A 26,367-nucleotide genomic window follows, 5' to 3' on the forward strand; every position below is an offset into this window, starting at 1 on the left:
AGTCGGCTAAGTTCTAACTGGACTTATTCTTTGTCCTATATATTGTTTGTTCTAAATCAGTTTTCTCAAAATTCCATCTACTACCGATGGAATACAGATTCGCCTCTAAATCCTTATATGGGACAAAAATAAAACGAATTTTAATAAGAAGCAAGAGATATTAATAAAATATTAAAAAATATAGGTTCACATTTACTATTTTATTTTTGATATATAGAGTGTCCCTTGTAAAAAAATGAAAGAATAAATCTTTTTGGGTAGAAACTTTGAATTGATTATTCGCTTATATTATTACTTTTTTCTGTAATATTTTCCGTAAAACTAACCATTTGTCTATTGCATATTTACGCATATCTATCTTTTCATATCACATTTCGTGTGATAATCAACCATATATATTCCTTCTATCCAAGTTCAGTTAGAACTGAGATAGCATTTATACCTATATTGCAAATAAACGAAATATATATACACTATTATAAAACATGACAAAATAATCCAAATGCCCCCTTTAAATAACTAAAATATAATTTTTAAGAAATGCCTATGACAAAGTAAAGACACAAAAAACTAAATGATACGGAGGAACACATTTCCATCTGTACAATCAAATCTTGAAAGAATTAACAAACGAATGTTTAACCGAACAATTTAGTGTATGACAGAAAAAACTAACCTGTTTCCGAGCCTAATCCGGTTTCGAGAAACAAATCGCCTGAAAATGGCAATCGCTGCTTCTATTATGCTATGGTGTGCTACACCTCAGCAAGCGGCAGCCGATACTTACGAAAAACACGAAATCGCCTCCGTACAACAGCAGAAAGTGAAAACGACAGGTACGGTAGTGGACCAGAACGGAGAAGCCATGATCGGTGTATCCGTCAAAGTAAAAGACAATGCTACCATGGGTGCCATTACTGACCTGGAAGGAAAGTTCTCTATCGACACCCCTAAAGGCGCTACACTCGAAATCTCCTACATTGGTTATAAAACCGTTACAGTCAAAGCAGAAGGTACAGCTCTCAACATTACGATGCAAGAGGATGCCGAAGTATTGGATGAAGTTGTTATCGTGGGCTATGGTTCACAGAAAAAAGTGAACGTAACCGGCGCTGTAAGTATGGTAGACTCTAAGGTAATTGAGTCACGTCCGGTCTCTAACGTATCACAGGCTTTGCAAGGTGTGGTTCCGGGTTTGAACTTGACAGTTCCTACTGCCGGTGGCGCATTGGATGCAGGAATGAATATCAGTATCCGTGGTGCGGGTACGATCGGTGACGGATCCAGTTCTTCTCCTTTAATCCTTATCGATGGTATGGAAGGAGATATGAACAGTATTAATCCTAACGATATCGAAAATATTTCTGTATTGAAAGATGCTGCCGCATCTTCTATCTATGGTTCACGTGCCCCGTTTGGTGTTATCCTGATCACTACCAAGAGTGGTAAAGCAGGCCGCACAAGCGTTAATTATAGCACTAATGTCCGTTTCAAATCTCCTATGTCGATGCCGGAAATGATGGACTCATGGAGTTTTGCCAACTATTGGAACGAGGCCGGTATCAACCAGAACGGTAATATCAAGTTCACTCAGGATGTAATGGATAAGATTCTGGCATTCCAGCAGGGAACCTTAACAGGACCGGATGCTGCCGGAATTTCCTGGCAAGACGGTGAGTGGAAGAAATATGCCGGTGCATGGGCCAATACAGACTGGTTTAAAGAACAGTATCACAGCATCGTATCCAATGAGCACAACATATCAGTGAATGGAGGTACAGATAAAGTGACTTATATGGTTTCAGCCGGTTACATGGGCGATAAGGGACTGACTCGCCATGGAGATGACCGCCTGACTCATTATAACCTTTCAGGTAAAATCAACGCAACACTTTCTAAATATGTGAAGTTAATGTATAACACCAAATTTATTCGTGAGGATTATGACCGTCCCTCTTACCTGACGAGTAATTTCTACCACAATATCGCTCGCCGCTGGCCGACCAATCCGGTAAAAGACGCCAATGGATATTATCTGGATCATAGTGAAATTATTCAGATGGAAGAAGGTGGACGTGATGTGACTCAAAAAGATCAATTCTATCAACAGATTCAGTTGGTTGTTGAGCCTTTGAAAGACTGGTTGATCCATGCTGAGGGTAACATGAAGATTGTCAATAATCAGAATCAGTGGGAAGTATTGCCTGTATATTATCACGATGGCGAGGGAAGCCCTGTTGCCATGGCATGGTTCGACGGATATACTCCGGGAATGTCACGTGTCAACCAAAGTTATTGGAAAGACAACAATTATTCTCTAAACCTGTATACTGATTATTTCAAGCAGATCGGTGATCATTACTTTAAAGTGATGGGAGGTTTTAATGCCGAATTGTATAAACGGACAAACTTATCAGGACAGCGTGATGAGTTGATCACTCCGGATGTTCCGACATTGAATACCGGTACTACTGAACAGAAAGCAAATGGTGGTTACTCCCACTGGGCAAATGCCGGTTTCTTCGGTCGTATCAACTATAACTATAAAGAACGTTATTTGTTGGAAATCAATGGTCGCTATGACGGATCTTCCCGTTTCATCGGAGACAAACGTTGGGGCTTCTTCCCATCATTCTCTGCCGGTTGGAATGTTTCTCGCGAACCCTTCTGGAGAGATCTGGAACACATTGTGAATAATTTCAAGATCAGAGGTTCATGGGGTGAATTGGGTAACTGTAACACAACTGCTTTCTATCCTTTCTATCAGACAATGCCTACAGGTGTTGAAAACAGCGGTTGGCTGATCAATGGAAAGAAACCGAATACAGCTTCTGCACCGGGCATTGTGAGTGCTGAAATGACATGGGAAACCGTTCGTTCATGGAATATCGGTTTTGACTTCGGTTTACTCAACAATCGTTTGACGGGTTCATTTGACTATTTCGTTCGTAATACACTTGATATGATTGGTCCGGCTCCACAATTACCGGCAACACTGGGTGCTACGGTTCCTAAGGTAAACAATGCGGATATGAAAGCATGGGGTTTTGAAGTGGAAGTTTCTTGGAGAGACCGTATTAAAGATTTTAATTATGGAGTGAAATTCGTTCTTTCCGATGACCAGAGAAAGGTAACACGCTATCCGAACGAAGAACTGAATAGAAACCAGTGGTATGCAGGAAGAATGGATGGTCTGGTTTGGGGATATGAGACAGTAGGTATTGCCAAGACAGATGCGGAAATGGAAGCACACCTGGCTTCATTACCCAATGGAGGACAAAGCCAGCTAGGTAGTAAGTGGGCTGCCGGTGACATCATGTACAAAGACCTGAACGGAGATGGTAAAATTTCTTCGGGAGACGGTACTTTGAATGATCTCGGCGACTTAAAGGTGGTAGCCAATACTCAATTACGATTTAAATATGGTTTGACACTAGATGCATCCTGGAAAGGTTTCGATTTCAGTGCTTTCTTCCAAGGAGTAGGCAAGCGTGATGTTGTTGTCGGAGGACCGTATTTCTGGGGAGCTAACGGACAAGGAATGTGGCAGGCTGCTGCTTTCAAAGACCACATGGATTATTTCCGTCCGGAAGATACAGAAAGTGTATTTGGACCGAATGTAGATGCCTATTATCCGAGAGTCATCTTTGGCGGTGGCAGCAGTGAAGGTGGAAAGAATACTCTGACACAGTCACGTTACGTACAGAACGGTGCTTATATTCGTTTGAAGAACTTACAACTGGGTTATACTTTACCAAGCACTATCACAAAGAAATTTGCTGTAAATTCACTTCGTGTATATGTTTCGGGAGATAACTTATGGACAGGTACAAAGATGAGGGTATTCGACCCTGAAGTACTGGGTAGCACCGGTGATGCAGGAAAAGCATATCCTTTGGCAAGAGTGTGGTCTGTTGGTCTTAACGTAAACTTTTAATTGATACTTTTTATGAAAATAACATTCAAATATATAACTCTATCTCTGTTGGCCGGAGCGTCTTTACTGACCTCTTGCGAAGATTTTCTGGACAGAGAGCCGTTGGATTCGGTTACTCCGGATACATATCTTAAGAATGAAAGTCAATTGGCTGCCTATGCTATCAATGCATACAGTTTCAATATTCATAGTGGATATAATGGAGGTCCGATCGTATCAGACAATGGCACTGACAATCAAGCTACTGCATCACCCAATACGACTTATTGGGAACCGGGACAGTGGCGTGTAGGTACTTATGACGCATGGGGATTCGGCACTATCCGTAACCTGAACTATTTCCTGGAAATCGTGATCCCGCGTTGGGAAGCAGGAGAAATCGAAGGTGTTGAAAAGAACATTAAACAATATATCGGCGAGATATATTTCCTCAGAGCATGGGAGTATTTCAGCAAGCTACAGAATCTTGGAGACTTCCCTATCCTCACTAAGGTATTATCTGATAAGAAAGAAGATCTTATCGAAGCAAGTAAGCGTCGCCCACGCAACGAAGTGGCACGTTTCATCCTTAGCGACCTGGATAAGGCTGCCGAACTGATGACTAACAGCCCCGTAGGTGGAAAAAATCGCCTGACACGTAACGCAGCATTACTGGTGAAGTCAAGAGTTGCTTTATCTGAAGCTACCTGGTTGAAATATCATAGAGGTACCGGACGTGTGCCGGGTGACGATACGTGGCCGGGAAAACAAAAAGATTACTTGAAGGACTTTACCATTAACGTCAATCAAGAAATTGACTTCTTCTTAACAGAAGCCATGGCTGCTGCCAAAGAAGTAGGAGATCAGATCACATTGACTGTGAACAGTAAAGAGGTGAATCCTACCTCTTCAGCTTCGGGATGGAATCCGTTCTTTGAAATGTATAATTCTAAAAATCTGGAAGATCTGTCAGAAGTTGTATTCTGGAAAGCTTATGATAAAGCACTCAGTGTAAACCACAATGCTACTTATTACACTTCTCGTGGAGGTGGTAATTATGGTTTTACAAAGGGATATGTCAAGACGTTCCTGATGGAGAACGGTTTGCCATGGTATGCTTCGAACAGCCAATATCAAGGAGATGACCATATCTATAAAGAGTTTCAGAACAGAGACTACCGTTTGAGACTGTTCTCGGCTTCGGAGTTGGATAGACTGCAAATGAAACAAGAGCCGGTAGAGAGTGATCCGACGACATGGAACGTACCTAAGATCCTGGAATTACCGGAAGGAAGAAACGTAACCGGTTACCACATCCGTAAAGCCATGTCATACGAAATAGCTCAGGGAAGCGGTGGTGATACTCACTTCTTGTCTGATTACGGCTGTGTTGTATTCCGTGGTGTAGAAGCTATGTTGAATTACATGGAAGCTTGTTACGAAAAGAACAGCAACCTGGATGCTACCGCAGAAAGTTACTGGAAAGCAATTCGTACACGTGCAGGTGTAGATCCGGATTTCAACAAAACAATTGCTGCTACTGATTATACTAAAGAAGATGACTGGGCTATTTATTCAGCTGGTCAGCCGGTAGATAAAACATTGTATAATATCCGTCGTGAACGTAGATGTGAGTTCATTGCAGATGGCATGCGAATGTGGGATTTGAAACGTTGGCGTGCGCTCGACCAAGTGAAGAATTATGTTATCGAAGGATTCAACCTGTGGGGAGGCGGTGCTGCTGAACTTTATAAAGACGATAAAGGTGAAAGTCGGTTGATTACAACCGGTGATCAAGCAAATGTTTCAAGTCAGGCTGCAAGCGGCAATAACTTGTGCCCTTACAGAATGACAGAAAAAAACAATACAATGTATAATGGATATACATGGACACCGGCTTGCTACTTGTATCCAATCGTATTCAGTGATTTCATGCTTTCATCTCCTGATGGTGATGTGAACAACTCACCTATTTATCAGAATCCGGGATGGCCTATTGAGGATGGTGCTTCAGCATTGGAATTACCGAATTAAGGATAAAGAAAAACCTAACATTTTTCAATAGGTTATTTTCAATAAGCGATTTATCGCTACTACGTGAGGCCTGTAAAAGGAAATCGAATCCTAAGGTCTCACTAAGCTAAAAAATCTTACCCAAGTTTACGCAGTTCAGCGTATTCTTGGGTAAGTTGTTTTTAAATGGTATTAAGTGCCATTTGGGTTATTCCTTATTATAGCTTTTATCAGAGACAAGAATGGGATGGTAAAATATGGTGTATCGGAAACACTATAAAGTCACACCGTCCATCTCCACTTTCAGTTACATTCAAGTGCATGACCGGTGACTCCATCAATCTAATATTTCTATTTTTATATTTCTTCCTTGGAGAGGGTATGGGGGAATCCGATTGTGTTTCCGTGCCTTTTCAAATTATTAGCAAAATAGCTTGTGATTTTTTCCAAGTTCTTTCAGTACTTAGGAATTATACGAAAAGACAACAGATAGCTCTTAGGACCAGTTAACCATTGCATTTGCAATTATTAGTATTTATTATGGGGTCAAAGATAATAAGAAGTTAATATCCCCGCAACTTTTTACTATATTTTTTTATACCAACATAATTTATATAATAAAGATTTAATAGAATTAAGATTTTTATTTATCCGGTTAGCACTGAGATGGCAGAAGAAACATGCGGATAGCGTTCACAACTCTTCCCATAAACAATAATCAACTATATTTCAGATGCATATATAAGTAAAAGGTAGAAAATAGGTATTATACCTCCCACTCAGAAGCATTAAAATATTCGACCAAGCATCTTCACCGTTTTACACTCCGTTTAGTACACCATTAATAATCAATCTAATACAGATGGTAAAAGTACTGAAAGAACCTATCTCATGTAGCTCTATTTTTTCCAGATAGCAATCAGCATAGTTCAGCAAGGTTATTGAACAGACTTAATATTATAAACCAAAAGCTAATGCCTATGAGAACCTGAAAAAATCCCCTCAAACCGATGTAGATTAGACAGTCTGATCTATATCCTCCAAATCACATTTTATGTTTAACCGAATAATTTAATGTATGACAAAAAGAACTTGCCAATTTCCGAAGCACACATGCCTTCGAGAAATCAACTTTTTGAAGATAGCAGGTATCAGTCTCCTGCTATTCTGCACGACATCACAAATTGCCGTAGCAGACAGTTATGAAAAAAATGCTGTCACAGCCACACAGCAGAGTAAAACAGAGAAAATAACAGGTAAAATAGTCGATGAGAGCGGAGAGGCCATCATCGGTGCCTCGGTAAAAGTACAAGGAAGCACTATCGGTACCATCACCAATATGGAAGGAGAGTTTATGATACCGAATGTCCCCAACAAGGCCGTACTCGAAATCAGCTACATCGGATACAAGCCCTTAGAAGTCGCTGTCGGAAAATCCAAAGATTTACGCATCACGATGGAAGAAGACACTAAAACGCTGGATGAAGTCATCGTAGTAGGTTACGGTACGACTTCTAAACGTAAAACAACCGCCGCCATTGCCAGTGTCAATACAGAAGACATTATCAAAGCACCGACGGCAAACATCACCCAAAGCCTGGCAGGACGTGCTCCCGGTCTGTTGGTCACAACCAGCGGAGGCGGTCTGAATAACTTTTCCAGTGTCTCTATCCGTGGAGGGGGCACTCCGCTTTATGTAATAGACGATGTGATTTCCGAAGAGCGGGATTTCCGCAATCTGAATGCTGAAGACATCGATCAGATCACAATCCTGAAGGACGCCGCTTCTACCGCCGTTTACGGAGCACGTGCTGCCAACGGTATCGTAATGATAGTAACCAAGCAAGGCAAAGCAGGGAAAATGAGCGTCAATTATAACTTTAACTATAACTGGAGCCAACCTGCCAATATGCCCAATAAGCTGGATGCCCACGATGCAGCCTTCTACAAGAACATGAGTATGACCAATGACGGATTGGCACCGGCCTATACGGACGATGAACTGGAACTGTTCCGCAACGGATCAGATCCACGCAGATATCCTAATACGGACTGGCAAAAACTCTGTTTGAAGAACTTCGCACCGGAAATGCAACATACCCTGACTGTCACCGGTGGTAGCGAAAAGATAAAAGCATATACCTCTTTGGGGTTCTACGATCAGAAGTCACTCTATAAGTTCGATGTAAACAGTTTCAAACGCTACAACTTCCGCACAAATATCGTAGCAGATTTCAAAGAAATAGGTTTGAAAGTAACTTCCAGCATCGAAGCTTACAAAACGGACTTAAGATCGCCTAATGCCAAATCGGGAGACAGCTATTATCACACCTGGGGACACATCCAGAATAAAGCCCCCTGGGAAATAGCATACAATCCGAACGGACAAATATTCAACACACCGGATAACCCATTGATGGAGATCTCCCCCGACGCCGGATACACTAAAAACGAAAACCTCAGTGCCATAGCAAACCTCGCACTGGAGTGGAGCGTACCTTATGTACCGGGCCTACGATTGAAAGCACTGGGTAACTACCGTATCAACAACGACAAGTCAAAAAGTTGGAAAAAATCACCTTTAGCATACGATTGGGATGGCAACCCCAACGATCCCGGTAAACCTTCACTGAGCAAGTCTTATTCAAACTGGTCATCATACACCGTACAAGGCTTTGCCAATTATGACCGTACTTTCAATCAGGTACACACAATCAGCGCCACAGCCGGTATCGAAGCCTATAAACTCTTTAAAGACGATGCCTCGTTATCCCGCGAAGAATATTTGCTGGACGTAGACCAGATCGGTGCAGGTCCTGTATCTACAGCCAAAAACAGTTCTTCGGAAGGTGAAGAAGCGCGTGCCGGTGTAGTAGCCCGACTGAGATATGACTATGCCAGCAAATATGTGGCCGAAGCCAGCCTCCGTTACGACGGTAGCGACAATTTCCCGCGAGGTAAACGCTGGGGAACATTCTATGCCGGCTCTCTTGCATGGGTCATTTCGGAAGAAAGTTTCTGGCAGACATTAAAAGACCGTCATATTTTCGACCAATTCAAGGTAAGAGCTTCTTATGGCGAGATCGGTTCAGACGCCATCAGACGCTATGCTTACCTGCAATCATACGGACTGAACGACCGTGGCTACCTGCTTAACGGAAGTTGGTATCCGGGATTTTCCGAAGGTGCCTTGGTCAGCAAAGACATTACCTGGTATACTACCTGCGACTTTAACATCGGATTCGATTTCGGATCGCTCAACAACCGTCTTTCGGGTTCTGTAGACTATTTCCGCAAGAGCACCAAAGGTTATCTGACCTCTCCGTCGGCAGTAGCTTATACCGACCCGTTGGGCATCGCATTACCCCAAGTAAAGTCAAATGGCGAGTTCATCCGCCAAGGTGCCGAGTTCATCCTGCAATGGAAAGAGAAAAGAGGTGATTTTGAATACACACTTTCGGGCAATTTCACCTACTTCGACCAATACTGGAACATCAATCCGAACGAAGCGGAAACCGATACCAAGAACCCATACAAACGTACTACACAAGCCAAAGGATATTGGGGTATCGGATACGACTGCCTGGGTTATTATCAGAATCAGGAAGACATCATGAACTCACCCAAACGTCAGAGTTCCGTCAACTTAGGTGCAGGCGACCTGAAATACAATGACTTCAACGGCGACGGTATCATTGACGGTTCCGACCAGCACCGCATCGGCAAAAACAGTATGCCCCGCGGCCAATACGGCTTCAGTGCCGACTTGAACTACAAAGGCTGGTTCATGAACATGCTGTGGCAGGGAGCTACTCCGGCCGACCTTTATATGGGCGGTATGATTCAGGGAAGCCAAAGCGGCAGCGGTTATCCTCCTGTTATCTATGACTTCCAGACCGACGTATGGACTCCGAATAATACGGGAGCCCGCTATCCACGTTTGAGAAGTACGGCAAGCTACAACGGCAGTAACAACTACGGCAGCTCAGACTTCTGGCTGATCAACACAGGCTATCTTCGCCTGAAGACATTATCCATCGGCTACGACTTCAAACATAAACTACTCAAAAGAGTGGCATGGATGAATAAATGCAACGTTTCTCTGAATGGTTATAACTTACTGACTTTCAGCAAAGCGAATAAGTTCGACATCGACCCGGAAATCGGCGACGGCAACCTCTACACCTATCCGGTTTCAAGAGTATACTCCATCAGTGTCAACGTAGGATTCTAAATAGTATGAACTTAAAAAGAAGACAATATATGAAATTCATAAAATACATCACTCCTGCGCTCTTTTGCGCAGCACTGACACTCCAGAGCTGTGAACACTTCCTGGATACGAAGCCTATGGAATCTTATTCGGAAGACCTCGTCTGGAGCCTAAAATCGACAGCGGACGCTTTTGTATTGCAAACCTACAACAATGTCCTCCCCTTCTATCACGATATCCGCACGGAGGAGCAATGGACCTTGAATTCGGTCATGCGCCAGAACTGCCCGAATGAAGCCAGAGATCTTATGAACCGTGACTGGTCATGGGGATTCAACCAGTTCGGCACCATCCGCCGATGTAACCTGATCATCGAAAAATCGCAAGCATCTACAGGTTTGTCCGATGCAGATAAAAAAGCATTGGTAGCCGAAGGAAAGATGCTGCGTGCAATGACCTATTATTATATTGCCAAGCATTGCGGACGTGTGATCTGGGTAGACCATGTATTGGCTGAAACGGATGAATTCAACTTACCGCTCACAGAATCTATCGACAAAACGTACGACCTGATCCTGAAAGATATAGATGATGCCATCGCAGGACTGCCCGAAACCTCCCTGCAAGGGCGTATCAATGCCAATGCAGCCCGTGCGCTGAAATCAGAAGTATGCCTGACAGCTGCTGCCTACAGCACAGACGACACCCGCAAGAAGTCACTCTTCGAACAGGCCGTAGCTGCAGTAGACGGTATACAAGGATACACACTGGACAGCAATTACGGCAGTATGTTCAACCAGGATGGTGCCAGGACATCTCCCGAAATCATTCTGGCACAATATTACAGCAAGGATAACACCAACGGTGCAGGTACACTTATGCAGGAGATGCTTCCCAACCAGAGCAACAAACGCCTGGAAGACTACGGAGGACGTCCGTTCTTCAATCAGGACCTGGTGTTTGAATGCTGGCTGCAACACTCACCTTCCCAGAATCTGGTGGACGATTATTTAGTAATAGACCAGATTACCAACCAAGGAGTGAAATGGAATGAGTCGACCCAGTTCGTGAACAACACGACACCATTATCCAATGCCGACGTAGCCGACATGGCTGTAGATGCCAAGGAGCTGGATGACAACAGCCTGGCATATCAGACAAACAGCAACGCTCCGGACGTGCAGATCAATGACTTTATGTACAAGAACCGTGACCAACGCTTCTATCACTCCATCCAGTATGATTCGTGCATGTTCTACAATGAGCTGATCACTCTTCATAAGGGCGGAAACCTGCATAGGACAGCCGTAGACGGTAAGACACCGGGCAACGGATACATCCCCATAACGAACTACATCTGGCGCAAATATATCTATGTCAATGCCGAACGCATCTTCTGGAACAATCCGACCGACTACCATTATGTCATCTTCCGCTATGGACGTGCATTGTTGAATAAGGCCGAAGCCTTACTCGGACTTGCCCAATACGATGCCTCCAAAGTGAGCAGTGCGGTAGCCACATTCAACCGGACACGTACCACTCACGGCAATCTGCCTCCTTCCATCGCCACTTCACTGGCCGACGCATGGCACGATTATAAGATTGAACGTCACGTAGATCTGGCTCTGGAAGGCGATTACTACTGGAGTCTGTTACGCTGGGGCATGTACGGCGGCGAAGCCAATCACGGGAAACCCGCAGGAGACATCATTCCGGAATTGAGTTCACCGGCCACCTTTGTTGAGATCAGCCAAGACAGACATCGCATGTTTGTAGGTACTGTAGGATATACCAATGCCGACCGTACATTCTCCAAGAAACGCTACCTGTTCCCGATCACACAAAGCATCATCAATGCCAACTCCGCCATCAATGACAGCGACCAGAACCCGGGATGGTAAACCTAACAGTTCATTCATTAAATAAATTAAGAAGAAAATAATATGAAGAGAATCAAATTATCAGATACTAAATGGTTTATGTTACTGCTGCTGATGTGTGTTCCCATCATCAGTTCTTGCAGTAAAGAAGATCTGCCCGCCTACGAAGAGGCGGAAATAACCAAAGTAGGTGCTTATCACCGCTTCTACTCCGGTGATAAGGATGCCATCACGGGAGAAAACATTGTAGCCGAAAAAGAGCTGGACCGTACAAACAATATCGACTCGGAGCACGGTGTAGCCACTGCCGTATTTACAATTCCTGCCGCAGGGGGCAAATTCACAGAGGCCGAACGCGCTAAAGTGTCATTGAGTAACCTCGTGGTTTACGTCAATGTATCTACCGCCGCCCGCGTCACCCCATTGGACGGTTCACCCAAATTCGGTGTTCCTGCCGATTGGACCCGGGAGCATAAATACAGCGTAATGGCTGCCGACGGTACAAAGAAAATCTGGACAGTGAAAGTTACTCTGAATAAATAAGTCCCCCACTCGATTATGACTCGTAGAAGTCACAGATTCAATAGGTAAGTATTGCTTAATTATCAGATGTTCTCTGAAGCCGTCGGGTAAACATATTTATGGAAATAAATAGTAACCCGGCGGCTTCTATTTAGCCTCAAGTGATCCACTAATACAAAAAAATCATATACCTTTGGATACCCAATTCATCTTATTCAATAATACATTTAAAGCAAGAGACTACATACCATGAAAAAGTATCTGCACATCCTACCCGCCTGCTTTTTATTTTACGCTGCCGCCCATGCACAGCAGAAAGATACTGTCTACGTCACCGACTTCGGAGCAGTCCCCTACTCGTACGAGAACTGTGTTACACAAATACAGGCTGCCATCGACGAATGTAAACGCACGGGAGCCAAAGTGCTATCGCTGCCCGAAGGCCGCTATGACATCTGGCCCGAAGGAGCCATCCGCAAAGAATACTACATATCGAATACATCCACCGAACAGGAATGTCCCTCAAAAGTAAAGACCGTGGGACTGATGCTCCATGAAATCGATGACCTGACCATCGAAGGAAACGGAGCCACCCTGATGTATCATGGGAAAATGACGACCATCGCCCTGGAACATTGCAACGGGGTGAGAATAAACAACCTGCACATCGACTTTGAACGTCCTGCAGGATCTGAGATTCAATACCGGAAAGTGACCGGAGGAGAAACTGAAGTAACCCTGCACCGCGATACGCGTTATGAGATTGTGAACGGAAAGATCCGGCTGTATGGCGAGGGATGGCGTTCCAACAGGAATCACTGCATCGAGTACGACCCGGATACGGAATCTTTCACCTACAGCCAGGGGTGGAATACACTGTCGGCATCCGATGCCAGAGAGATTGCTCCGGGCATCGTCCGCTTCAATACCCCGGCGGAATTTATGCCCAAAGCAGGAAACACACTGACCGTCCGCGATATTATCCGCGACCAGGTGGGGCTTTTCATTCTTGAAAGCAAAAACATCACGCTGAGCAGGCTACAGATGCACTACATGCACGGGTTGGGCATCGTCAGCCAGTATACCGAAAACATAACGATGGACAGAGTCAAGTGTGCTCCCCGCCCCGATAGCGGCAGGTTATTGGCAGCCTCAGCGGATATGATGCACTTTTCGGGATGTAAAGGAAAAGTAATCATAGACAGTTGTTATTTTGCCGGAGCACAAGACGATCCGGTCAATGTGCACGGAACCAACCTGCGCGCCCTTGAGAAAATAGATGCGCAAACCCTGAAGTTACGCTTCATGCACGGACAGAGCTATGGATTCAACGCTTACTTCAAGGGAGATACCGTCGCCTTTGTCCGGGCAGCCACCATGGAACGCTTTGCCTCGGCAACGGTCAGGGACGTAAGGCGAATATCGGACAGAATAGTGGAAGTACGTTTCGACCGGGACATTCCGACAAGCCTGGAGCTCAATCACGATTGCGTAGAGAACATGACCTGTACCCCCGAAGTGGAAATACGTAACTGCTACTTCACACGAACCAGTACAAGAGGAACTCTGGTCACCACTCCAAGAAAGGTGGTGATAGAGAACAATACGTATTACAAGACGGGCATGAGCGCCATACTGATTGAGGCCGACGCCGAAGGCTGGTACGAATCGGGACCGGTCAAAGATGTATTGATCAAAGGCAATACCTTTATAGACTGTGCCTATAATGGAGGCCCCGGCCATGCTGTGATCGCCATACATCCTTCCAACAAAATCATCGATGCCGAACGCCCGGTACACCAGAACATCCGCATAGAGGATAACACGTTCAGAACATTCGACTACCCGGTGCTCTACGCCAAGAGTACGGCAGGACTCTTGTTCAGGAACAACACCATCGTCCGCACGGAAACTTTTCCTGCCGTATCCGGCAATCCGTACGTTTTCTATCTGAACGGCTGCAAGAAGGCAGTGATAGAAGGCACCGTATTCGAAGGAGAGACTCCCCGGCAGAGTATAAAAACAGAGAATATGAAAAGAAAAGACCTGAAAACAACGATCAAATAATCCCTTACGCTTATGAAAAAGCCTTCATCAACCCCTGCTCCCCGCCTGGCCTCACTGGACATCCTGCGCGGTTTCGACCTTTTCCTGTTGGTCTTCTTCCAGCCGGTATTGTGGACATTGGCACATCAGCTCAACCTCCCATGGCTGAACAGTATTCTTTTCCAGTTCGATCATGAAGTATGGGAGGGGTTCCGTTTCTGGGATCTGGTAATGCCTCTTTTCCTCTTCATGACAGGAGCCTCCATGCCGTTCTCGTTCTCCAAGTTTAAAGACAATCCGGACAAAGGACCCGTTTACCGCAAAATCATCAAACGCTTCATCCTTCTGTTCATCTTCGGAATGATTGTACAGGGCAATCTGCTGGGCCTCGACCCGAAACATCTGTATTTATACTCCAACACCCTTCAAGCCATTGCCACAGGCTATCTGATTGCCGCCATCATACAGTTGCATTGCAACTTCCGCTGGCAGCTGATCGTCACAGCCCTGCTATTACTGATCTACTGGATACCGATGACCTTCCTGGGCGACTTCACTCCGGAAGGAAACTTTGCCGAGAAGGTGGACAGGCTGGTACTGGGGCATTTCCGCGACGGAGTGTTCTGGAATGAAGACGGCAGTTGGAGCTTCTCTGCTCACTACAACTACACCTGGATCTGGAGCAGCCTCACTTTCGGGGCTACCGTGATGCTGGGAGCTTTTGCCGGAAAGATAATGAAAGCAGGCAAGGATAATCGCCGGAAAGTGGTACAGACCTTGCTGATAATCGGCATATCCCTGATAGCCTTCTCGCTGATATGGAGCCTGCAAATGCCCATCATCAAACGGTTGTGGACAAGCAGCATGACGCTTTTTTCCGGCGGACTTTGCTTCCTGCTGATGGGTGCATTCTACTACCGGATAGACTACAAAGGACACAGCCGCGGGCTGAACTGGTTGAAAATATACGGCATGAACTCCATTACGGCTTATATCTTGGGAGAGGTCATTAACTTCCGTTGCATAGCAGCATCCGTCAGTTACGGACTGGAGCAATACCTAGGTGGTTATTATCAGGTGTGGTTAAGCTTTGCCAACTATCTGATTGTATTCCTTATCTTACGGATCATGTACAGGCAGAAGATATTCCTGAAGATCTGAGTGGAAAGATTGGAAGTGTCAGCCATCTGCAGAATCATAGCGCAAAAAGAAACCGAATAGCACTTTTCGCTAACAGAGCTCCTATTCATTTCGGATGCTTCAGGAGAAAAAAGAGCCGAACGGCAGCTTTCGGCAGTGAAAAGTCGGGCTCCGGGGGTAAAAGAGCCTTGCTTTTCGGAAAAAGAAGTAAGTATTTACTCCGAAAGGAGTAAGCATTTACCCGGAAAGAAGTAAGCATTTTCCTAAAATGTCCTTATGTTCCGGAAATATCTCCTATTGTTGTCCGGAATATCTCCTATTGCTATCCGAAACGGGTCTTGGCGGAAGAATTTTTCCTCCCGTTGACCATTGCAGACAAAGCGTTGTACACTGACAGAAAAGCAGGAAGGAGACCGGGAAAGGAGCCATTTACCGGCAGAACCGTCATTCCACCTTCAAAGTAAAAGCAAACAAGCTCAAAGATGGGAAATGTGATATCGGACTTTACACGCAGGGCGCGTTTTTTTCGCCCGGACTGCCAGTCGGTCCGAAAGAAACGATTCTGAGGAGGTCCGATAATCAAAGTGACACTTTGCTCACGGGAGATCCCGGGAAGGGGAACACGCATAATAAAATAGAACGTTTAACAGATATTTTTTATAAGTATGAGACTACATGTACTATCACTCACATGCCTGCTGCTTACAGTAGGAGGCACAGGGTCGGTCGCAGCCCAAAAGCCACAAAACTATCCGTACGGTGTTCCTTCCGAACCCTGGGAGGAATCTTTCGGAAATCATCGGGCGGTACTGCAAATAGAAAAGCCGGCACAAATCGCGAACCTCGACTTCCAATGGCGGCGTCCGGACAAAGATGCAGGACACAGACGATTTCTTATCATCCACGCTGCAACGGGAGATACCATCCGGAATATCCGCCGGATAGAGGTGAACGACGAACACTGCCGTTTGCAGTTCGGTCCAGTGGAACAAAAAGGCACTTACTACTTCTACTACCTCCCCTACCAAGTGCAAAAGGGATACGGATTCTACAGTGGCGGATACCTTCCGAAAGAAAACGAACCGGATGCAGCTTGGCAGGCTCAAGGCGTGTCAACCCTGAAAAGCACTCGGGCCAAAGTGGTCAGAGTAGAGTCGCGGCAGGCTTTCGACAGTTTTTACCCGATGGAAGTTGCCGCAACGGCCCGGGAGAAAGAGAACTACATCAACCGGCACAAAGCCTCCCTCTACCTCTTTGCCGAAGATCGCAGGTTCCCCATCCGGATGCGCAGCAACCTCCCCACCAAATGGCTGGCAGACAAACAGGGAAAACTGTTTCGGGGAGAAGCAGCCCCCAATGAATACTATACTTTCCAGATCGGGCTTTGGGCAGCCGTGAACCAAGCAGACAAGATTGCTTACCGGGCTTCTTCCCTGAAGTGCGGCCGGGAAATAATACCGGCAACAGCCATTACCTGTTTTAATGTCGAAGGTACCGATCCTTACGGAAAAGCGTTCAAAAAAGAAGTAAACGTCCCCAAAGGAGAGGTACAGGCTCTCTGGTTCGGAATAGATATACCCGACGGGCAGAAGGAAGGTATCTATACAGGCACCATCACCCTCAGCGATGCCGACGGAGCACAAAGCTCGATCCCCTTGAGTATACGGATTGCGGGAAAGGCATTGCCCGACAGAGGTGACAGTGAATTATGGAGATGCAGCCGCCTGAGATGGCTTAACTCGACATTGGGCATAGCCGATACACCTACCGCACCCTACACAGCCATGACTGTGAACGAGAACCGTATCGGTTGTCTCGGGCGTAGCATAACGATAGACGAAGGCACAGGACTGCCCGCACAAATCCGTTCATGGAACAACGACGTGCTGAGCAGTCCCATAGAGTTTGTCATCCAAACCGCCGGTGGAGTGAAAAGCCTGAAAGCTGTCCCCGAACTGACGGAGCGGACAGAAGGCCATGTAGCAGGCAACTGGAAAGCCGAAGACGAAGATATGACAGTCAGCTGCAAAGCAATCATGGAGTTCGACGGATGGATAAACTACATATATACCATCACCCCAAAAAAGCAGATACAGGTGAAAGACGTCCGTCTGGTATTGCCGGTCAGGAATGAAATAGGAACTTATTTTCTGGGCATGGGGCTTCCGGGGCAACCTACTCCTCAACAGTATGACGGTAAATGGGATGCCCCCGAGAAAACGGTGAACAACTTCGGAGTGTCCATCCCCACCTCCAAAGAGCAACAATGGCTGTGGCCGTTCGACAGTTTCTGGATCGGGAACGAGCATGCAGGTATCCACTGCGAATTCAGGGGAAGCACCTACAGCGGTCCGCTATTGAATCTGTACCGTCCGGCCTATCCGGAAAGCTGGTTCAACGGGGGTAAAGGCGGATTCGCCATACGGAAAGAGGCAGACGGAGTGAAAGCTGTGGCATACAGCGGAGAGCGCATGCTCGAAGCGGGCAGTTCCATTACATTTGATTTTGCCATGATCATCACTCCGGTGAAAATGCTGGATATGAAAAGCCAGTTTACAGACCGCTATTACCACAATGGCCCCAAACCCACACCTTCACAAGCCGACATCGAAGCAGGAGTACGCATCATCAATGTCCATCAAGGCAATGACTACAATCCGTTTATCAACTACCCCTTCCTGACGGTAGACAAAATGAAAGAGTTCACCAAAGAGTGGCATGCCCGGGGATGTAAAATAAAGATATACTATACGCTGCGCGAACTGAGTAATGCCACCGCCGAGATATGGGCCATCCGCAGCCTGGGAAACGAAATCCTGAGAGGCGGAAACGGCGGGGGATTCCCATGGTGCCGCGAGCACTTCGTGACGAACTACACACCGCAATGGTACGAACACTTTGACAATGCTGACAAGCAGGGTATCACTGCCGATGCATCTATCCTGACAGCCGAAGGAGACTCCCGATGGTACAACTATTATATAGAAGGATTGCGCTGGATGGTGCAGAACATGGACATCGACGGTATCTATCTGGACGACGTTTCCTTCGACCGCCGTATCCTGAAACGAATGCGCCGGGCTATGGAAAGCGTTAAGCCGGGATGCCTCATCGATTTACACTCGAATACGGGATTCTCAAGGGGACCCGCCAATCAATATACGGAGTTTTTCCCGTATGTAGATAAGCTGTGGTTCGGCGAAAGCTTCCTTTATGATAAAATGACACCGGCCAACTGGCTGGTCGAGTCATCGGGCATTCCTTTCGGACTGAGTGGCGACATGCTGTACAGAGGTGGGAACGCATGGTTGGGGATGCAATATGGAATGACCGTCCGTTATCCATGGTACACCGAAGGAGTCAACTGCGATCCGCGCCAGGTATGGAAGATATGGGATTCATTCGGCATTGCGGAAGCCACCATGCTCGGGTTCTGGGAAGAACATCCGGCTGTAAGCACATCGGACGAAGCTGTCAAAGTCACTGTCTATCGCAAACCGGAGAAAGTACTGCTGTCTTTAGGTAATTATTCGGATGAAGTGAAAACCGTAAAACTGAATATAGACTGGAAACAGATCGGCCTGAACCCACAAAAGGCAAAGCTGACAGCACCCGAAATACCGGACATGCAACAGGCGCATGAATGGAATGTAGACACACCGATAGTGACAGCCCCCCGGAAAGGTTGGATAATTTATCTTACCTCCGAGTAAACGTCACGTAGTCTGCACAAGATTCAAGGTTTTTCTTTATCTTTGTGCAGACTATGACAAACCAATACTAACTCTAATAACACCCAAACATGAAGAAACTTTATTCACTTCTCCTCACCGCCCTGTTTGCCTTGCCGGCGGCGCATGTCCATGCCACCGACTACACGCAAGGGCTCTCCATCTGGTTCGACACACCGAATACACTACAAGGCAGAGCCATCTGGTATGGCAGCCGCCCCGATCTCTGGAAAGGAGAAAGCAAACCGGAGAGTGCAGGAGACACTGCCCGGAACCCCGATGCCAACTGGGAGTCGCAATCATTGCCCATTGGAAACGGAAGCATCGGAGCCAACATCATGGGCTCGATAGAAGCGGAACGCATCACCTTTAACGAGAAAACTCTCTGGAGAGGAGGACCTAATACTTCGAGAGGAGCCGATGCCTACTGGAATGTAAACAAACAGTCGGCACATGTACTGAAAGAAATACGCCAGGCCTTTACCGACGGAGACCAGAAAAAGGCCGAAATGCTGACACGCAAGAACTTTAACAGCGAAGTACCTTATGAGTCGAACCGAGAAAAACCTTTCCGTTTTGGTAACTTCACCACAATGGGAGAGTTTTATATAGAAACCGGACTCAGTACAGTGAACATGAGTGACTATAAACGTATTCTCTCTTTGGATTCGGCATTGGCCGTTGTACAATTCAAGAAAGATGATGTAGCCTACGAACGCGATTACTTCATTTCCTATCCTGCCAACGTGATGGCAATCCGCTTCAAAGCCGACCGGCCGGGCAAGCAGAACCTTACTTTCAGTTACTCCCCCAATCCGGTATCGACAGGAAGCATGTCGGCAGACGGTGCCAACGGCCTCGCATACACTGCCCACCTCGACAATAACGGCATGCAATATGTAGTGCGCATTCATGCCATTGCCAAAGGCGGAACACTATCGAACGCAAATGGAAAAATCACCGTAAAAGACGCTGACGAAGTAGTATTCCTTGTCACTGCGGATACCGATTATAAGATCAATTTCGACCCGGACTTCAAAGACCCTAAAGCATATGTGGGAGTAAATCCTGCCGAAACCACCCGTCAATGGATGGACAATGCCGTAGCCATGGGATATGATGTACTCTTCAAACAGCATTACGACGACTACGCCGCTCTGTTCAACCGGGTAAAACTACAACTGAACCCGGACGCACAAAGCGCCAACCTGCCCACCGGCAAACGCTTGCAAAACTACCGGAAAGGACAACCGGACTTTTATCTGGAAGAACTCTATTATCAGTTCGGACGTTATCTGCTCATAGCCAGCTCAAGACCGGGTAACATGCCTGCCAACCTGCAAGGCATCTGGCACAACAACGTAGACGGTCCGTGGAGAGTGGACTACCATAACAACATCAACATACAGATGAACTACTGGCCGGCTTGCTCGACCAACCTCTACGAATGTACATTGCCGCTGATCGACTTTATCCGTACGCTGGTAAAACCGGGACAGAAAACAGCGCAGGCTTACTTCGGAACAAGAGGATGGACAGCATCGATCTCAGCCAATATCTTTGGATTCACCACGCCGCTTGAAAGTGAAGAAATGGCCTGGAACTTCAATCCAATGGCAGGCCCCTGGTTGGCAACGCATGTCTGGGAGTATTATGATTACACCCGCGACAAGAAATTCCTGAAAGAGACCGGATACGACCTGATCAAAAGCAGCGCCCAGTTTGCCACAGACTTTTTATGGCGCAAACCGGATGGAACTTACACCGCAGCTCCGTCTACCTCACCCGAACACGGACCGATTGACGAAGGAACCACTTTCGTTCACGCCGTAATCCGCGAAATTCTGCAGGATGCCATTGAAGCAAGCAAAGTACTCGGAGTGGACAGCAAGGAACGTAAACAATGGCAAGAAGTGCTGACACATCTGGCTCCCTACAAAGTGGGCCGCTACGGTCAGCTGATGGAATGGTCGAAAGACATCGATGACCCGAAAGACGAGCACCGCCACGTCAACCACCTCTTCGGACTGCACCCGGGACATACGCTCTCACCCATCACCACACCCGACCTTGCCAAAGCTGCCAGAGTGGTACTTGAGCATCGCGGCGACGGAGCAACCGGATGGAGTATGGGATGGAAACTTAACCAATGGGCACGTCTGCAAGACGGTAACCACGCCTACAAACTTTTCGGTAATCTGCTGAAAAACGGTACACTGGACAATCTGTGGGATACTCACCCGCCTTTCCAGATCGACGGAAACTTTGGAGGTACCGCCGGTATCACAGAGATGCTGCTGCAAAGTCACATGGGCTTCATCCAACTATTGCCCGCACTTCCGGATGCCTGGAAAGACGGAAGCATCAGTGGAATCTGCGCCAAAGGGAACTTTGAGGTAGACTTGTCATGGAAAAACGGACAGCTTGCAGAAGCAACCATCTTCTCAAAAGCAGGCGAACCTTGTACGGTGAGATACGGAGATAAAACTCTCTCTTTCAAAACAAGTAAAGGAAAAGTTTATAAATTGGCTTTAGATGCAGACCGACTGGTTATCAAATAATACTTTATTATAATTCTATCAAATAAAAATATCCCCGGAAGAAAAGTATTTTTTCCGGGGATATTTTTGCTTTATTACACAGAGTTCACTCCATCTGGAGAAGTATATTCATCATACAGAGATATCCAAACCTAATGTTACTGCCATCCGGATCTTACTACTAACGTTCTACTATCTTTATTGTAAAATCCAAAAAGTATCCTATTTAACATTTTGGTATTTCTCAACTCCAACATTCCTAAATATAAACACTATTAAACAGAACCGGATAGAAAACCGGAACGAAAAGACAAAACCTTAATGTAAAGCCTCAAAACAAAAAGACAAAAAATTCTTCTCAGGAAAGAGGTGCTCATTATTAATATTAAATAATGCTCACCTATATATTATGAGTGGAATAAAAGTGGGGTATAGTTCTCACGGAACTTATCGTTATTCAAGTGTTTCTGCAAATGTGTCTTAACCTTTGGCCTGTTCTTGTATTAATACTTTTTTGTTAACTTAGGCTAACTTGTGTTTATAAAATCACAATATCTCTCGGCAAAGATGCGATAACTTTTAATAATATGCAAGAATTTATAATAATAATTTTCTTTATCACTGCTCTTTGCACCACTATTTTATTAAAAAGCAGCAGATAATGAATAAAACGTGCCGCCTCAGAGGAAGGTGGTAGAAAAATAAGCCTCTCTCTATTTGCAAAAGGTTAATCAGCGGGACTTAGTAGTTCCTGTATCATTTAACATAATCAGCTTCCCGGACCAATACGACTACCCGTACAGGTGAAATAATAAAGAAAAAGGACGAATCAGAAGGTTCGAAGTTATATAAAAGCCGATTTATCACTTTTTTCCAAGTTCCGTGAGAACTTAATCACCTTTGGACAAACAAATTTAATAAACAAATCAGCATGGTTCAGAAAGGAGCAAGAAAAGAATGACATACATACAGTAACCTCTAATAATTATGCTTATGAAGTAGAAAAAACGAATCCTTTACAAACCTTATTCCGGAAACAAAATAAAATCCGGAATCCTAAAACAAACTATCAAATTAATGTTTAACCGAACAATTTAGTGTATGACAGAAAAAACTAACCTGTTTCCGAACCTAATCCGGTTTCGAGAAACAAATCGCCTGAAAATGGCAATCGCTGCTTCTATCATGCTATGGTGTGCTACACCTCAGCAAGCGGCAGCCGATACTTACGAAAAACACGAAATCGCCTCCGTACAGCAGCAGAAAGTGAAAACAACAGGTACGGTACTGGACCAGAACGGAGAAGCCATGATCGGCGTATCCGTCAAAGTGAAAGACAATGCCACTATGGGTACCATCACTGACCTGGAGGGAAAATTCTCTATCGATGCACCCAAAGGTGCTACACTCGAGATCTCCTACATTGGCTATAAAACCGTTACAGTCAAAGCAGAAGGTACAGCTCTCCACATTACGATGAAAGAAGACGCCGAGGTACTGGATGAAGTTGTTATCGTGGGTTATGGTTCACAAAAGAAGGTGAACGTAACCGGTGCTGTCGGTATGGTAAACTCCGAAGTACTCGAAGCCCGTCCGGTACAAAATGTATCACAGGCATTGCAGGGTGTAGTACCGGGTCTGAACCTCTCGGTAGGTAACTCCGGCGGTGCACTGGATAGCTCAATGAGTATCAATATCCGTGGTGCCGGTACCATTGGCGACGGCTCCGGATCTTCTCCCCTTATTTTGATCGATGGCATCGAAGGTGACCTGAACTCGGTTAACCCGAACGACATCGAAAATGTATCCGTACTGAAGGATGCAGCCTCTGCTTCTATCTATGGTGCCCGTGCCGCATTCGGTGTAATCCTCGTTACAACCAAGAGTGGTAAGAGCGGCAAAGCAAAAGTCAGCTATAACGGTAACGTACGTTTCTCCGATGCGCTTTGTGTTCCGGAAATGATGGACTCTTATCAATTCGCACTCTACTTTAACCGTGCAGCCGAAAATGCCGGTGACTCAGGCCCATTCAGCCAAGAAGCGCTCGACCGTATTCTTGCCTACCAAGCCGGAACCCTGAAAGAGACAATGACCATGAACGAACAAACCCGTAAATGGCAGGCTTATGGCGGTGCTAATGCCAACACCGACTGGTTCAAAGAATTCTATAATGACTGGGTTCCGTCACAAGAGCACAGCCTGAGCATCAGTGGAGGTTCGGAGAAAACGCAGTATACCATCAGCGGAAGCTTCCTCGATCAGAACGGTCTGCTTCGCCATGGTAGCGATAATTTCCAACGCTATACGATGAACGGTAAAATCACAAGCCAGATTGCTGACTGGTTCACTGTCACTTACTCAACCAAATGGACACGCGAAGACTTTGACCGTCCGTCCTATCTGACAGGTCTCTTCTTCCATAACATCGCCCGTCGCTGGCCGACCAACCCGGCTTACGACCCGAACGGACATCCGGTAGACGGCATGGAAATCGAACAGTTGGAAAACGGTGGAAAACAGATCAATCAGAAAGACCTGAACACGCAACAGCTACAGTTCATTTTCGAACCCATCAAAAACTGGAGAATCAATGTGGAAGGTAGTTTACGCACAACGAACACGAACGAACATTGGGATGTATTGCCGGTATATGCATACAACGCAGATAACGAACCGTACCTGATTTCATGGAACGGCGGCGCACTCGGCCTCTCTCAGGTAAACGAGTATTCATATAAAGAAAACTACTACACGACCAACATCTACTCGGACTACTTTAAACAGTTTGACAGCGGACACTACTTCAAAGTTATGGCCGGTTTCAACAGTGAGCTTTATAAAACCCGTTATGTCCAGGCTCAAAAGAGCACACTGATTTCAAGTTCGGTGCCTACCATCAACACAGCCACCGAAGACCCGAAAGCATGGGGAGGATATGCCCACAATGCCGTAGCCGGTTTCTTCGGACGTATCAACTACAATTATAAAGACCGATACATGGTGGAAGCTAACGGACGTTACGACGGTTCGTCACGTTTTATAGGTGACAAACGCTGGGGATTCTTCCCTTCATTCTCTGCCGGATGGAACGTTGCACAAGAACCATTCTTTGAAAGAATCGCCGAAAAATGCAGTATCGGTACATTGAAACTCCGCGCTTCTTGGGGACAATTAGGTAATACAGATACCAAAGACGCATGGTATCCTTTCTATCAGACTATGCCGACAGGCTCCAACTATGGTTGGTTGCTGAACGGAGCATTACCCAACTATGCCAACAATCCGGGCATTGTCAGCATGAAGAAAACATGGGAAACCATCGAAACATGGGATGTCGGTTTGGACTGGGGATTGTTTAACAACCGCTTGACCGGTTCGTTCGACTACTTCGTTCGTTATACTTACGATATGATCGGTCCGGCTCCCGAATTAGCAGCATCTCTGGGTACAGGAGTGCCAAAGATCAATAATGCGGATATGAAGTCCTACGGTTTTGAACTTGAACTGGGTTGGAGAGACCGTATCCGGGATTTCTCTTATGGCGTGAAATTCGTTCTGTCTGATTCTCAGCAGAAAATCCTGAAATATCCGAATGAAGACTACAACATCGGTACTTATTACAAAGGCCAGAAACTCAATAATATCTGGGGATACAAGACAATCGGTATCGCACAAAGCCAGGAAGAAATGGACGCCCATCTGGCAAAAGTAGACCAATCGGCCTTGGGTAGTAAATGGGGAGCAGGCGACATCATGTATGCCGACCTCGACGGTGATGGCAAGATCAGCACAGGAAGCAATAAGCTGGGAGATACAGGTGACCGCGTTATCTTGGGTAACAGTACACCGCGCTTTAACTACGGTCTGACTATCGATGCAAGCTGGAAAGGAATCGACTTCCGCGCATTCTTCCAGGGCATCGGTAAACGTGACTATTGGCTGCAGGGCCCGTACTTCTGGGGATCAACCGGTCTTGGACAATGGCAGGCTGCCGGCTTCAAGGAACATTGGGACTTCTGGCGTCCGGAAGGTGACCCTCTGGGAGCAAACACCAATGCTTACTACCCACGTGTAGCAAGAAACGGCGGTAAGAATACGAATGTACAGAGCCGTTATTTGCAGAATGCAGCTTATTGCCGTCTGAAAAATATCCAGATAGGCTATACTTTGCCTAAAACATGGACAGAAAAAGCAGGTATGTCGTCTGTACGTGTCTATGTATCCGGAGACAACCTGCTTACTTTCTCTGATATCACAGGCATCTTCGACCCGGAAGCAATCGGAAGTACATATGATGCGAACAACGGTAAACTGTATCCGTTGCAGAGAGTCATTTCAGTCGGTTTAAATGTTAACTTCTAAA

Annotated in this window: 11 protein-coding genes; 10 read left to right on the forward strand and 1 reads right to left on the reverse strand. The window is 46.0% G+C overall.

Going from position 1 to position 26,367, the window contains the following annotated elements; all coding sequences use genetic code 11:
• The first annotated feature begins 658 nt into the window (after window positions 1-658).
• The 7 genes from BF9343_RS20660 to BF9343_RS20690 all read left to right on the forward strand — a co-directional run bounded on the left by BF9343_RS20660 (window position 659) and on the right by BF9343_RS20690 (window position 15,754).
• Window positions 659-3,937: a SusC/RagA family TonB-linked outer membrane protein gene (locus BF9343_RS20660; protein ID WP_041926284.1), complete on the forward strand. Its 3,279-nt coding sequence runs from the start codon at window positions 659-661 to the stop codon at window positions 3,935-3,937.
• 12 nt (window positions 3,938-3,949) lie between these two features.
• The gene (locus BF9343_RS20665) at window positions 3,950-5,950 is read left to right on the forward strand and encodes a RagB/SusD family nutrient uptake outer membrane protein (RefSeq protein ID WP_005797392.1); all 2,001 of its coding nucleotides are present in this window, start codon (window positions 3,950-3,952) and stop codon (window positions 5,948-5,950) included.
• A 1,057-nt stretch (window positions 5,951-7,007) separates the two neighbouring features.
• Window positions 7,008-10,163 (forward strand): SusC/RagA family TonB-linked outer membrane protein, encoded by a 3,156-nt coding sequence (locus tag BF9343_RS20670; protein ID WP_041926285.1) that lies wholly within the window; start codon window positions 7,008-7,010, stop codon window positions 10,161-10,163.
• 29 nt (window positions 10,164-10,192) lie between these two features.
• Complete coding sequence (locus tag BF9343_RS20675; protein ID WP_041926286.1) at window positions 10,193-12,046, forward strand: RagB/SusD family nutrient uptake outer membrane protein; 1,854 nt, start codon at window positions 10,193-10,195, stop codon at window positions 12,044-12,046.
• 42 nt (window positions 12,047-12,088) lie between these two features.
• On the forward strand, window positions 12,089-12,568 hold the full coding sequence (locus BF9343_RS20680; RefSeq protein ID WP_005791963.1) for a DUF5018-related domain-containing protein: 480 nt from the start codon (window positions 12,089-12,091) through the stop codon (window positions 12,566-12,568).
• 228 nt (window positions 12,569-12,796) lie between these two features.
• On the forward strand, window positions 12,797-14,614 hold the full coding sequence (locus tag BF9343_RS20685) for a right-handed parallel beta-helix repeat-containing protein (protein WP_010993781.1): 1,818 nt from the start codon (window positions 12,797-12,799) through the stop codon (window positions 14,612-14,614).
• A gap of 12 nt (window positions 14,615-14,626) precedes the next feature.
• Window positions 14,627-15,754: an acyltransferase family protein gene (locus BF9343_RS20690; protein ID WP_005797382.1), complete on the forward strand. Its 1,128-nt coding sequence runs from the start codon at window positions 14,627-14,629 to the stop codon at window positions 15,752-15,754.
• Between the two features lie 301 nt (window positions 15,755-16,055).
• Here the strand turns inward: BF9343_RS20690 and BF9343_RS20695 are convergent, their stop codons facing one another.
• A complete protein-coding gene (locus tag BF9343_RS20695) occupies window positions 16,056-16,361 on the reverse strand; it encodes a hypothetical protein (protein WP_010993782.1) in 306 nt (101 codons plus the stop codon).
• 37 nt (window positions 16,362-16,398) lie between these two features.
• Between BF9343_RS20695 and BF9343_RS20700 the strand changes: the two genes are divergently transcribed.
• From BF9343_RS20700 to BF9343_RS20710, 3 genes are all read left to right on the forward strand, one after another.
• The gene (locus BF9343_RS20700) at window positions 16,399-19,446 is read left to right on the forward strand and encodes a glycoside hydrolase domain-containing protein (protein WP_010993783.1); all 3,048 of its coding nucleotides are present in this window, start codon (window positions 16,399-16,401) and stop codon (window positions 19,444-19,446) included.
• Between the two features lie 89 nt (window positions 19,447-19,535).
• A complete protein-coding gene (locus BF9343_RS20705; RefSeq protein ID WP_005791960.1) occupies window positions 19,536-22,025 on the forward strand; it encodes a glycoside hydrolase family 95 protein in 2,490 nt (829 codons plus the stop codon).
• Window positions 22,026-23,105: 1,080 nt separating this feature from the next.
• The gene (locus tag BF9343_RS20710; protein WP_005791958.1) at window positions 23,106-26,366 is read left to right on the forward strand and encodes a SusC/RagA family TonB-linked outer membrane protein; all 3,261 of its coding nucleotides are present in this window, start codon (window positions 23,106-23,108) and stop codon (window positions 26,364-26,366) included.
• Window position 26,367: the final 1 nt, after the last annotated feature.

The organism is Bacteroides fragilis NCTC 9343, assembly GCF_000025985.1.
In the GTDB taxonomy this organism is placed as follows: domain Bacteria; phylum Bacteroidota; class Bacteroidia; order Bacteroidales; family Bacteroidaceae; genus Bacteroides; species Bacteroides fragilis.

Excerpts from the sequence above, each read along its gene's own strand:
- BF9343_RS20660 (WP_041926284.1), top strand. The coding sequence starts at position 659 with ATGACAGAAAAAACTAACCTGTTTCCGAGCCTAATCCGGTTTCGAGAA.
- BF9343_RS20665 (WP_005797392.1), top strand. The coding sequence starts at position 3,950 with ATGAAAATAACATTCAAATATATAACTCTATCTCTGTTGGCCGGAGCG.
- BF9343_RS20670 (WP_041926285.1), top strand. The coding sequence starts at position 7,008 with ATGACAAAAAGAACTTGCCAATTTCCGAAGCACACATGCCTTCGAGAA.
- BF9343_RS20675 (WP_041926286.1), top strand. The coding sequence starts at position 10,193 with ATGAAATTCATAAAATACATCACTCCTGCGCTCTTTTGCGCAGCACTG.
- BF9343_RS20680 (WP_005791963.1), top strand. The coding sequence starts at position 12,089 with ATGAAGAGAATCAAATTATCAGATACTAAATGGTTTATGTTACTGCTG.
- BF9343_RS20685 (WP_010993781.1), top strand. The coding sequence starts at position 12,797 with ATGAAAAAGTATCTGCACATCCTACCCGCCTGCTTTTTATTTTACGCT.
- BF9343_RS20690 (WP_005797382.1), top strand. The coding sequence starts at position 14,627 with ATGAAAAAGCCTTCATCAACCCCTGCTCCCCGCCTGGCCTCACTGGAC.
- BF9343_RS20695 (WP_010993782.1), bottom strand. The coding sequence starts at position 16,361 with ATGCGTGTTCCCCTTCCCGGGATCTCCCGTGAGCAAAGTGTCACTTTG.
- BF9343_RS20700 (WP_010993783.1), top strand. The coding sequence starts at position 16,399 with ATGAGACTACATGTACTATCACTCACATGCCTGCTGCTTACAGTAGGA.
- BF9343_RS20705 (WP_005791960.1), top strand. The coding sequence starts at position 19,536 with ATGAAGAAACTTTATTCACTTCTCCTCACCGCCCTGTTTGCCTTGCCG.
- BF9343_RS20710 (WP_005791958.1), top strand. The coding sequence starts at position 23,106 with ATGACAGAAAAAACTAACCTGTTTCCGAACCTAATCCGGTTTCGAGAA.